9 protein-coding genes are annotated in these 12,585 nt (G+C 33.0%); 6 read left to right on the top strand and 3 right to left on the bottom strand.

Going from position 1 to position 12,585, the window contains the following annotated elements; translation table 11 throughout:
* Nucleotides 1-7 precede the first annotated feature (7 nt).
* From AC2H4K_RS02660 to AC2H4K_RS02675, 4 genes are all read left to right on the top strand, one after another.
* Nucleotides 8-1,075: a DUF3810 domain-containing protein gene (locus AC2H4K_RS02660; RefSeq protein WP_281138149.1), complete on the top strand. Its 1,068-nt coding sequence runs from the start codon at nt 8-10 to the stop codon at nt 1,073-1,075.
* Nucleotides 1,076-1,152: 77 nt separating this feature from the next.
* Nucleotides 1,153-4,128 (top strand): amidohydrolase family protein, encoded by a 2,976-nt coding sequence (locus AC2H4K_RS02665; protein WP_281138150.1) that lies wholly within the window; start codon nt 1,153-1,155, stop codon nt 4,126-4,128.
* An 11-nt stretch (nt 4,129-4,139) separates the two neighbouring features.
* Entirely contained in the window at nt 4,140-5,450 is a 1,311-nt protein-coding gene (locus AC2H4K_RS02670; RefSeq protein ID WP_281138151.1) for an amidohydrolase family protein, read from the top strand.
* A gap of 95 nt (nt 5,451-5,545) precedes the next feature.
* Complete coding sequence (locus tag AC2H4K_RS02675; RefSeq protein ID WP_281138153.1) at nt 5,546-6,040, top strand: class I SAM-dependent methyltransferase; 495 nt, start codon at nt 5,546-5,548, stop codon at nt 6,038-6,040.
* Nucleotides 6,041-6,234: 194 nt separating this feature from the next.
* Here AC2H4K_RS02675 and AC2H4K_RS02680 read toward each other — a convergent pair whose 3' ends face one another.
* The 3 genes from AC2H4K_RS02680 to AC2H4K_RS02690 all read right to left on the bottom strand — a co-directional run bounded on the left by AC2H4K_RS02680 (nt 6,235) and on the right by AC2H4K_RS02690 (nt 10,407).
* The gene (locus AC2H4K_RS02680; RefSeq protein ID WP_281138154.1) at nt 6,235-6,993 is read right to left on the bottom strand and encodes a hypothetical protein; all 759 of its coding nucleotides are present in this window, start codon (nt 6,991-6,993) and stop codon (nt 6,235-6,237) included.
* Between the two features lie 125 nt (nt 6,994-7,118).
* Nucleotides 7,119-7,919 carry a DUF6503 family protein gene (locus AC2H4K_RS02685; protein ID WP_281138155.1) on the bottom strand — a complete coding sequence of 267 codons (801 nt, stop codon included), beginning with the start codon at nt 7,917-7,919 and terminating at the stop codon, nt 7,119-7,121.
* A gap of 106 nt (nt 7,920-8,025) precedes the next feature.
* Nucleotides 8,026-10,407, bottom strand: a complete 2,382-nt coding sequence (locus tag AC2H4K_RS02690; protein ID WP_493742799.1) for a T9SS type A sorting domain-containing protein — start codon at nt 10,405-10,407, stop codon at nt 8,026-8,028.
* Nucleotides 10,408-10,448: 41 nt separating this feature from the next.
* Here AC2H4K_RS02690 and AC2H4K_RS02695 point away from each other — a divergent pair, with 41 nt between their 5' ends.
* Nucleotides 10,449-11,246: a TrmH family RNA methyltransferase gene (locus AC2H4K_RS02695; RefSeq protein ID WP_281138157.1), complete on the top strand. Its 798-nt coding sequence runs from the start codon at nt 10,449-10,451 to the stop codon at nt 11,244-11,246.
* A gap of 97 nt (nt 11,247-11,343) precedes the next feature.
* The gene (locus AC2H4K_RS02700) at nt 11,344-12,576 is read left to right on the top strand and encodes a M48 family metallopeptidase (RefSeq protein ID WP_281138158.1); all 1,233 of its coding nucleotides are present in this window, start codon (nt 11,344-11,346) and stop codon (nt 12,574-12,576) included.
* Nucleotides 12,577-12,585 lie beyond the last annotated feature (9 nt).

The following is a 12,585-nucleotide window of genomic DNA, read 5'->3' on the forward strand; positions in this document are numbered from 1 at the left end:
TGAGACTATGCGAAAAAACATAAAATTCGGCCATACTATTTTTTTAGTTGTTCAGATTGTAATTATTTTAATTCTGAAAAAATCACCTGAGTTTATTGAGCAATTTTATAGTAATGGCTTATATGTTTTTATCTCTAAACTAATGCATTATAGTTTTGGCTGGATTCCTTTTTCTGTCGGAGATATACTGTACACCTTAGCAGGAATATATCTTCTAAGATGGTTATTTCTTAACAGGAAACGCATCTACAAAGACACGATCAAATGGTTACTCGATGTTGGAGCTACATTATCTTTAGCTTACTTTGCATTTCACCTCCTTTGGGCTTACAATTATTATAGACAGCCGTTGTACAAATCCTTAGATATTGAAGCTGACTACACAACCGAACAACTCGTTTCGTTTACAAAACGACTTATCGCAAAATCAAATACTATTTATTTAGAATTATCTCAAAATGATAGTTTAAAAATAGATTTGCCTTACTCTAAAGCTGAAATATTCAATAAAGTAAAAGATGGCTATGATGAACTGTCAAAAGAGTATCCACATTTGAAATATAATCCAAAAAGCATAAAACAATCACTTTATAGTTTACCATTAACGTATATGGGATTTTCGGGATATCTAAATCCTTTCACTAACGAAGCTCAGGTAAATGGCCTTATTCCTATTTATAAATTTCCAACTACAGCTTGTCATGAAGCGGCTCACCAACTTGGTTATGCCGCCGAAAATGAAGCTAATTTTATTGGCAGTTTGGCTGCTATTCATAATGAAGATCTATACTTTAAATATTCTGGCTATACGTTTGCACTACGCTATTGTATAGTTGAAATTTACAGAAGAGACCCTGAGCTTTATGAAAATATGTTAACCACAATCAACAAAGGTATCCTTAAAAATTATCAGGAAGTGCAAGACTTTTGGTTATCTCACGAAAACCCAATCGAACCTTTTTTTCAAAAAACATTTGATAACTTTTTGAAAGCCAACAACCAATCCGACGGTATGAAGAGTTACAGTTATGTTGTGGCACTTTTGGTTAACTATTATGAGAACCAACCACTCTAAAAGTTAAAAAAAGAGATATTCGCTGTACCTTGAAATGATAATTCTTATATTTAGAATTCTAATTTAACTAACCACATATGATTAAACTACATCTACGGCTGCTCATGCTTATGTGCAGTTTTTCGTTGTTTGCCCAAGATTACTTCCCAAGTAATTCTGGTGTAAAATCTAAAAACACGAATTACACAGCATTTACAAATGCTAAAATTCACGTTTCACCTACAAAAGTTATAGACAATGCCACACTGCTTATCAAAGATGGTAAAGTTATAAGTGTTGGCACATCGGTTAAAATCCCAAAGAATACAACGGTCAATGATTTATCTGGTAAAAGTATCTACCCATCTTTTATTGATATGTACACCACTTTTGGAGTCAAAAAACCTGAACGTGGAGGTAATGGTCCACAGTATGGACCAAGTAGAAGTGGTTATTATTGGAATGATCATATTATGCCTGAGCAAGATGTAATGAACAGTTTTACTTATAATGACAAGGAAGCTACAGAATTACACGAACTAGGTTTTGGTGTTGTAAATACCTATATGCCTGATGGTGTTGCAAGAGGAACAAGTGCTTTAATTGCTTTAAACTCTGATGCCGACAATTCTATGAGAATTGTTGATGCCGAAAGTGCTCAGCATTTCTCATTTTCACCTAGCGTTAAATCTCGTCAAACCTATCCTTCTTCAATTATGGGAAGTATGGCGTTGTTAAGACAAATGTACAATGATGCACAATGGTATGCCGCAGGAAATATTGACACCAGAGATTTATCGCTCGAAGCTTTAAACGGCAATAAAAACCTACCACAAATTTTTGAAGCAGGCAGTAGAGCTAATCTTTTGCGAGCCGATAAAGTTGGTGATGCTTTTAATATTCAATATACTATTGTTGGTGGTGGTGATGAATATGAAAGATTAGATGAAGTTAAAGCAAGTAATGCTACAATAATTCTTCCTATAGATTTTAGAATAGCTTATGATGTTGAAGATCCGTTTTTGGCTTCAACGCTTTCACTGAGTGATATGCGCGCTTGGACACAAGAGCCTCATAATCCAAGATTATTAGCTGAAAATGGTATTGTTTTCACTTTAACAACACACGGACTAAAATCTAAAAAATCTTTTCAATCTAACTTATTAAAAGCTATTGAAAGCGGGCTTTCTAAAGAAAAAGCCTTAGAAGCTTTAACAACGATACCTGCTAAACTTTTAGGAAAGTCTAATGTTTTAGGCACCTTAGCAGAAGGCAGCTATGCGAACTTTTTAATTACTTCTGGTGATGTTTTTGATAAAGACACTAAACTTTTTGAAAACTGGGTACAAGGGTCGCAACATATCATTTCTGATATGAATGTGAAAGATATTGATGGTGATTACACTTTTGAATTGAGCGGTAATGACTATAAATTAAATATCTCGAACAGCATAACTAAACCTAAAGCAAAATTAGAATCTGACTCTATAAATTACGACACCAAACTTTCTTACGAAGATGATTGGGTAAAACTAACTTTTAAAACCACAGACTCTACAAAAAAAGAATATGTAAGAATTGTTGTAAATACTACAAATAACAATAGCTTAAATGGTAAAGCTATTTTACCAAACGGAAATGAAGTTTCTATTTTTGCACTGCAAGCAAAACAAGATGACAACGAAAAAGATAAAAAGGACAAGAAAGATGCTGATGACGAAAGTGATACGCCTTTTATGAGTCCTATTTCCTATCCAAATGTTGGTTTTGGGTTTAAAGAAAGTCCAAAATCTGAAACGTTATTATTCAAAAACGCCACTGTTTGGACTAATGAAAATGAAGGTGTCCTTGAAAATACCGATGTTTTAATCAAAGATGGAAAAATTGCCAAAATAGGCAAAAACCTATCGGATGGTAAAGCAAAAGTTATTGATGCTACAGGTAAACATATAACCGCAGGGATTATAGATGAACATTCTCATATTGCTACAGCTTCCGTTAATGAATTTGGTCAGAATTCTTCTGCTGAAGTTACTATAGAAGATGTGATTGATGATGAAGATATTGATATCTATCGCAACTTGGCTGGTGGTGTAACCTCTATTCAGATATTACATGGTTCGGCTAATCCTATTGGTGGTCGTTCAGCTATTATCAAGCTAAAATGGGGAGAAGCGGCAGAAGATTTAGTGTATAACAATTCACCTAAGTTTATAAAATTTGCTTTAGGTGAAAATGTAAAACAAACACGATTGAGCCGTAATGAGCGTTTCCCTCAATCTCGTATGGGAGTTGAGCAGGTTTTTGTAGATTACTTTTCTCGTGCAAAAGCTTATGATGAACTCAAGAAAAGCGGTAAACCCTACCGAAAAGATATTGAAATGGAAGTTTTAGCTGAGATTATTAATAAAGAACGTTTCATCACCTGTCACTCTTATGTGCAAAGTGAAATCAATATGTTAATGAAAGTTGCTGAGCAATTCGACTTCAATATTAATACTTTCACTCACATTTTAGAAGGTTATAAAGTTGCTGACAAAATGAAAGCTCATGGTGTTGGTGGTTCAACATTTAGTGATTGGTGGGCCTACAAATACGAGGTTAATGATGCTATTCCTTACAATGCGGCTATTATGCATAACGCAGGTGTTACGGTTGCTATAAATAGTGATGATGCCGAAATGTCTAGACGCTTAAATCAAGAAGCTGCTAAATCCGTAAAATATGGTGGCGTTAGCGAAGAAGACGCTTTAAAATTTGTGACTTTAAATCCTGCAAAATTATTACATCTAGAAGATAGAGTTGGTAGTCTTAAAGTTGGAAAAGATGCCGATGTTGTATTGTGGTCTGATCATCCTTTATCAATTTATGCTAAAGCTGAAAAAACCATTATCGAAGGAGTTACCTATTTTGATCTTGAACGCGACCAACAAATGCGAGATGCTATAAAAAAAGAAAAAAGCGAGTTAATTAATAAGATGCTTCAAGAGAAAAACAAAGGTTTAAAAACACAACCAATAGAGAGAAAAGAAAAGAAATTATTGCATTGCGATTCGATAGATGCTCAACAATAAAACAAAGAAATATGAAGACTTTAAATAAAATAAATATCGTATTGATTCTGTTGTGCACTATCTTAGGCTTTGCACAACAAACGCCAGCACCTAAGCAAACTAAAGATTTTGCTATTGTTGGTGCTACTGCTCATATTGGTAATGGCGAGGTTGTAGAGAACAGCATCATTGTAGTTAGCAATGGAAAAATTACCACTATAGGACCAGAAGCTACTACTCCACTTACCAGACAAGCTATGGATATCATTGACGCGAAAGGCAAACACGTCTACCCAGGATTTATTGTTTCTAACGGAACGCTTGGCTTAGTTGAAGTAGATGCTGTGAAGGCTTCCGATGATTTATCTGAACTCGGCACTTTTAATCCACATATAAGAAGTATAATTGCCTACAATGCTGAATCTAAAGTTGTAGAATCTATGCGACCAAACGGAGTGCTTTTAGGGCAAGTGGTTCCTAGAGGTGGTCGAATTTCAGGAACTTCTTCTGTAGTACAATACGATGCGTGGAATTGGGAAGATGCTGCTATAAAAACAGATAACGGCATTCACCTCAACTGGCCAAATAGCTTCAGTCGTGGTCGTTGGTGGCTTGGTGAAGATCCAGGTCTAAAACCAAACAAAAACTACAACAAACAAGTTACCGAAGTAGAAAACTACTTTAACGAAGCTAAAAGCTACAGTAAGGGCTCAAAAGATAATCGTCATTTACCTTATGAAGCAACAATTGGGTTATTTGATGGCACTAAACGTCTGTTTATAAATGCTGATGATGAAAAAGGCATTACTGATGCCGTTAATTTTGCAAAAGCTCAAGGAGTAAAACACATTACTATTGTTAGTGGTTACCAAGCTGGTAATGTTGCTGACTTTTTAAAACAAAATGATGTTTCTGTACAACTGCGACGTATACATTCTAGACCAGAATTGGAAGATGATGATTATGACCAATCCTATAAGCTAGCAAAAAAGCTTGTTGACACAGGTGTTTTAGTAGCTTTAGAGCCTAGTGGTGATATGGAACGCATGAACTCTAGAAACCTTCCTTTTTATGCAGGTACTACTGTAACATATGGCTTAACAAAAGAACAAGCGCTACAACTTATAACTCTAAATGCTGCAAAAATATTAGGGATTGATGATTCCTATGGATCGTTAGAAGTAGGAAAAAGTGCAACATTATTTATTAGTGAAGGTGATGCTTTAGACATGCGCACCAATCAACTTACTCATGCTTTTATTGATGGCAGGAATATTAGTTTAGAAACACACCAAACTGAATTATGGAAACGTTATTCTGAAAAGTACAAAAATGAACAATAAAAAAAGCGAGCTGTTTAGCTCGCTTTTTTTGTTTTACGTCTAATATTTATTGAGTTAAGGTAAATTAAATTTATTTTGATTCAAAACTATTTATTTTGAACGTTATAATTCGAACAGTAAAAAAAATTCACAGAGATGGATTCTCAAGGACATTTAGAGCTATGTATTCTCATCTTTACGATTTATATTTTGACTGGAAAAACAGTACCGATACTGTTTCTTGGATTTCTCACGAAGAATTAATTAGAGAAAATGATATTGCAAAGTATTCTGTCCACTATCAAGGGTGTAATGCATATCTTGTTAAATCAATTTTGAAGAAACTGAAATTACCTAAAAATCAAACCTTCATAGATATGGGTTGTGGAAAAGGAAAAATTCTACTACTTGCAAACAGCTATGGGTTTAAACAAGTAAAAGGCATAGAACTTTCAAAAAAACTTTGTGGTATAGCAAAAAGAAACATTTTATCTTTCGAATCCAAAACAAATTCAAAATCGAACATTTCTGTTGAAATAGAGATGCTACAACCTATGAATTTCAGCCTGAAGATAGTATCTTATTTATGTATAACCCTTTTAATGGAATAATTTTTGAAAAGGTTATTAATAACCTAAAAAAATCTTTGGATAATTCTCCTCGTAAAATGACTATTATTTATATGCATCCTACAGAAAGAAAGTTTTTGGAATCTACATTCAATTTTTCTTCAATACAGCATCATACCTGGAATGAAGATTATATTATATATACTATAAATTAAAAACATTAAGTCTATTTTATCCTAAGACTGTGTTACAACTATCTTTTTTTCTTCAGAAGAATATAACGGAGAAACATTAAAGTGTTTTGATTTTTTTGACTGGTAATATTTTCTATTTCTTAACTGTTTACGCACAAATTTTGATTTATCATACACTTCATAAACAAATAACTTATTATTTTTTCCGTCTTCGGTTTTAAGCTCTAATTCAATTTTGGAAATCATCTTTTCTATTTCTTCAACGCTTTTTAAGCCCATAGTTTTTCCAGACGAAAACTGAGAATTACTTTCATAAACTACCCAGTACATCATATCTTTATTAAACAATGTTTCTTCTGAGCTTTCTTTGGAAATGGTTATTCTTTCAATTTCATCAGAAACATCAATGATTTTATTTTCTAAAACAGCTTCTTTTTTCTCTAAGTACATAACAACCCAATGTCGGTCAATTTTAGCCTGTACAACATAATTACCTATAGGAAGATTTCCTAGCCCTACTTTACCACTTGTGTCATAAACGTCGATGGTTTCTAAATAATCATCATTAAGAATATCAATTTGACGAATTGGTTGATTCTCCGTTTCTAAAATTAGACTGTCACCAGTGGTTTTGAGTTCTTGAATAAATTTTAATTTTCGAGCTGCGTAACTTACGTTCTTTTGGAATGTGAGTTCATAACCAGAAGTGTCTCGTACTGTAATTTTATCTGTAGCATTGTTTTGTCCATAAGAGAATATGGTAATCAACATAACTACTATTACAGTACACTTTTTAATCATGGTTTTATTGAACTTTTTATAAAACAAAGATACAAGTACAAGTAAGTTTACTTAAACTCAATCCGATTAAACCTTAACTCTTATCAAAACGTATTCTTCTTATTCTTAAGACTTTTAAGGCTATATCACTCTATCAATCTGCCTTCCTCAGGTTTTAAAAACATTTGTTTATTTGATACTTCTTCAGAAATAGATACATTTACAAACTCAATAGTATTTCGCTTTTCAGTAGGCTGATTATTTTCGTATTTATACCAATCCATACTTTTAGGCAGCTTTAACCCACTTAGAGTTTGCCAATTATTGTATCTTATAAAATGAAAATCTTTACTTTTTTCACCTTCACCAAAAGTAACCGTGTAACCTAGCCAAGCCATCTCTCCTGTCAATTTATCATAATAAAGCTTGTATTGATCATCTGGTGATTCACCAATACCAGATTCATAGGAAATTAAAATCCCAGGATAAGTTTTACCGTCATAAGTCAATGGTTCTATTTCTTTATAAGAAATACCGTTATCTCCAAGTACAAAAGGCATGGCGTAAAAATAAAACATGAGTCCTTTATAGAATTTTGCATTTCCAGCAAAAGGCTTGTTGTTCTTTTCTAAAACCCATTGCGACTTTCCATCATAACCCATTGTATAGTCTGGCGTATCAATCAATTCAGCTCTCGTTTTAAGATTTATTGTCGTTACTTCTTTACCATCTGGTTTCTCCATAGTAAAGGATAGCATTCTCATTTTATTCCAGTTGTCTATGCCTCCATGAGCATCAAAAACTTTAGTTATAGTTTCCGGGTAAATACTAGTAGTAATCTGTTCTTTTTCGATTTCTTTAGTAATAGTTGGGATTTCTGATTTTACTTCATTTTTACAAGCTGAAGCAATAATTGTAAATAATAAAAGATAGACTGTTTTCTTCATGTTTTGGTTATTAGTTGTGATATTGGACGAAAACAGAAACAATACTTTACAAAAAAAGCCTCAGAGTTTTTCTGAGACTTTAAAATGTATCTATTCGAATAAGTACTTATTGAATTACCAGTTTTTCTGTAACCGATATTTCATCATTAGAAAGTTTGACAAAATAAATTCCTGATTCAAAATTTGAAACATCTAATTCAGTGATATTAGAACTTAAAGTCTTACTTAATCCTATTTGTTTGCCTTGAACATCATAAATTGACACTTCTACATTTGAATAAATATTATCCATTTGGATGTATAAAGTCGCTTTTGCTGGATTTGGGTAGATCTTGAAAGCTTCTACATTAAAATTATTGACATTAAGTGCTACCGCAGCCTCTAAATAATCTGGAATCATATTAGAGTTGGTATCATCGTCCGTTGGATCTCCATTGTTATTATAATCTTCGTCTATGGTTAAAACACCATCGCCATCATCGTCATTATCTAAATAGTTTTCAATAGAATCGTTATCTGTATCTATAAATTGGTGTAAAACTGTTGAACTATTTCGTCCCGAAACCTCTCCGACTTCAACTTCTGTTGGTATATTATCACCATCATCGTCACTATCTAGATAGTTAGGTATACCATCATTGTCTGTATCATCATCATCTAAATTGCCATTACCGTTAATATCTTCATCACTATCAATAACTCCATCAGAGTCTGAGTCAGTGCAGTCTACCTCTTCAATATTTATTTCTGTTGAAGTTATCCCACAACCAAATACAGAAGTAGCACTAACAGAATAAACTCCCGGTTGAGTAACTGTTAAAGTCGCTTGAGTTTCTCCTGTAATATTTGCGCCTTCATAATACCATGAAAAATAATAATTATTACTATCCAAACCTGTATCAATTACAACAGACTCCCCTTGGCAATAGGCTATATCACTAATAGAAAAATAAGGTAAAGGATTTACTAATAAGGTAGCTTCTGTTGTATCGTAACAAACTGAGTTGTTATTTTCCAATCTAGCATATATAATTTGTGGATTACTTATGTTCTGATATAATACTGGTAAAGGATTTATACCCATGTCAGCATCTATTAATGTTGCAAAATAACTTACTGTAAATTCTGATGGATCTTGACCACCAATGACCTGTGCATCCATATTTGATAAATCAAACTGAACACTATCATTGCTTATATCTCCATCTGTTTCTATATTATCATCACATTGTTCGTAAATAATTGGTGACATACTAGGATTTGCTTGTACTCCTTCGTTAACAATCAAATCAAAACTTTGTATAGCCGATGTACAACCTGAACTATAATTTGTAATTGTAAAATATATTGTTTCTGGATTTGAAGTATTAATCCAAGGACTTAATAGAGCATTACTTTGTGTTTGTGCATCTACTATAGTTGCATAGTATGTAACATAAAAATTAACTGGATCTAAACCATCAAGAACTTCTTCATCTTTATATGTTAAATCGAAATTAGCAATACCTTCAGAGTTTATTTGGCATACAACAAAATCTGTCACAGCTACAACTTCTGGCAGTGAATTGACCCATATATCAAAACTAGTAAGTGTATAACACCCTGTGACATCATTTTCTACCCTAACATAAATTTCTTGAGGATTACTAGTGTTTACATAATTTTCAGGGTTACTAATAGCATTAGTTCCAGAATCAGCATCAACTAAAGACACATAATAATTCATTAAAAAACCTTCACCAGAAGGGTCTAAGAAACTTTCATTAGTAGTTAAATCAAATATGGAAAATCCACTCCCATCATCACAAATTTCAATATCATCTGGGTTTTCTAATAAATCAGGACTAGGCAGAACTCTAATGGTCAAATTTCCAGAAGTATAAAAGTAACTACAACCATTAGTAAGATCCGTTAGTCTTAGAAATAAAGTTTGAGGGTTTGTAAGGTTTGTATAAGATGTAGGATTAGATATAGGATTGGTTTGATTTTCAGCATCTGAAATTGTTTCATAATATGTCACTGACACATTAGTATTTGCGCCAATAATTTCGGCATTTTTAACTGTTAAATCAAATTCAGCAAAACCATCATTTGTATCATCACATAAATCTAAAGATGATGGTTGAGTAGGAATAGGTGAAAAATTTACGATTAAATCTAATGTTGTGGTATCAAAATTTCCTGAACTGATTTCTTCCAAACGCACATATATAGTTTGTAATAATGGAACTACATTTCCATAGGGAGATTGTAATGCGTTGACACCATTTTCTGCATCACTTTGTGTTTCGTGATAGGTCACTATAAAATCTGCTGGATTTTGTCCTCCTAAAACTTCTGCATCTGCAAATGTTAAGTTAAAAAAAAGGAAAAAACCATCATTATCATCATCACAAACCATTAAGTCTGAAGGTTGATTTGCTACCTGAGCAAAAGAAAAAGATGAGACAAATAAGATTAAAAATAGGTTAAGTAGTTTTTGTTTCATAATAGCTTAATTTTGTTGTTGCCAAATATATAGAAATTAAAATGGTTAAAAACATTTCAAGCCCACAAAACCCTCTTATTAAACAACTTGTGCAACTAAAAGAAAAATCTAGGCAACGCAAAAAAACTGGTCAGTTCTTAATAGAAGGTAAACGTGAATTATCACTAGCTATAAAAGGCGGCTACAAAGTAGACACGCTTTTGTTTTTTCCTGATTTGTTTTCTGAAACTGAAGCCAGAGCTATGTCTCAATACGGTATTGAAATTATTGAAATTTCAAAAGAAGTTTTTCAAAAATTGGCACATCGTGATACTACTGAAGGTGTTATTGCTGTCGTAAAGAGTAGAGCACACCAACTTGAAGATTTAAAACTCTCTAATAAAAATCCTTTAATTCTAGTTACTGAAGCACCCGAAAAACCAGGTAACGTTGGCGCTTTATTGCGAACTGCGGATGCTGCCAATGTAGACGCTGTGATTATTGCCAATCCAAAGTCAGATTTATACAACCCTAACATTATTCGCTCTAGTGTTGGTTGTGTGTTTACGACTGAAATTGCCACGGCGAGTACTACTGAAGCTATTGATTTTTTAAGGCGTTATAATTTCAATATTTTTTCTGCTATTCTGCAAGAATCACAACCGTATCACACACAAGATTACACCTTACCTACTGCTATCGTCGTTGGTACAGAAGCTACTGGCTTAACCCAAGAATGGCGAGATGCTGCAATGCAAAATATCAGTATTCCTATGCAAGGCGTTATCGATTCTATGAATGTTTCTGTTGCTGCTGGAATTCTTATTTTTGAAGCCAAAAGACAACGAGACTTTAAATAATTATGTCATTGCGAGGAATGAGACACGAATGACGTCGCAATTTCTTAAGTTTTAAGATTGCCACGCTACGCTCGCAATGACAAAATAAAAACACACAATGACCGCACAAACCCTATTTTATATCATCATAGCTATCATAATCATCGATTTTGTTATTGATAAAATTCTAGATGCGTTAAATGCCAAACATTTTAACGATGCTGTTCCTGCTGAAATAAATGACGTTTACGATGAAGGTGAATACAAAAAGTCGCAAGCTTACAAGACAATCAATTATAAATTTGGCATTTGGTCCTCATTGTTTTCTTTAGTACTAACTTTAGGCTTTTTGCTTTTAGACGGCTTTGAATTTGTCGATAATATAGCCAGAAACTACTCAGAGAACCCAATTATTATTGGCTTAATTTTCTTTGGCATTATTATGATTGCCAGCGATATCATTACCACACCATTTGGTTATTACAAAACCTTTGTCATTGAAGAAAAATTCGGATTCAACAAAACCACAAAAAAGACTTTTATTTTAGATAAAATCAAAGGCTTGTTAATGACTGTTATAATTGGTGGAGGCATCATAGCTTTGATTATTTGGTTTTATCAAATTACAGAAAATCAATTCTGGCTATACACCTGGGGAATTGTAACGGTATTCACTGTATTTATGAATATGTTTTATTCCAAACTTATCGTACCACTATTCAATAAGCAGACTCCTTTAGAAGATGGTGATTTACGCCAAAAAATATCCGACTATGCTGCTTCTGTTGGTTTTAGCCTGAACAAAATATTCATCATTGACGGTTCTAAACGTAGCACTAAAGCCAATGCGTATTTTTCGGGTTTTGGAAGTGAAAAACGTGTTACACTTTACGATACTTTGGTCAATGATTTAGACGATGAAGAAATTGTTGCGGTTTTAGCACACGAAGTTGGGCACTATAAGCGCAATCATATTATTTTCAATTTGATTGCTTCTGTTTTACTTACCGGATTGACATTATATATTTTATCGATTTTTATTTCAAATCCATTATTGTCTAATGCCATAGGTGTAGAACAACCTAGCTTTCACGTTGGGTTAATTGCTTTTGGATTACTCTACTCACCTATTTCAGAAATTACAGGTTTGATTATGAATTACGTTTCAAGAGTTTTTGAATATCAAGCAGATGATTATGCCAAAAACACTTACAAAGCAGAACCTTTAATTACGTCTTTAAAAAAGCTGTCTAAAAACAGTTTAAGCAATTTAACTCCTCACAAAGCCTATGTATTTATGCATTATTCACATCCAACTTTGTTAGAAAGAGTTAGAAATTTAAAGAAATAATAGCATCAC

Source organism: Winogradskyella sp. 266wxhm (assembly GCF_058964685.1).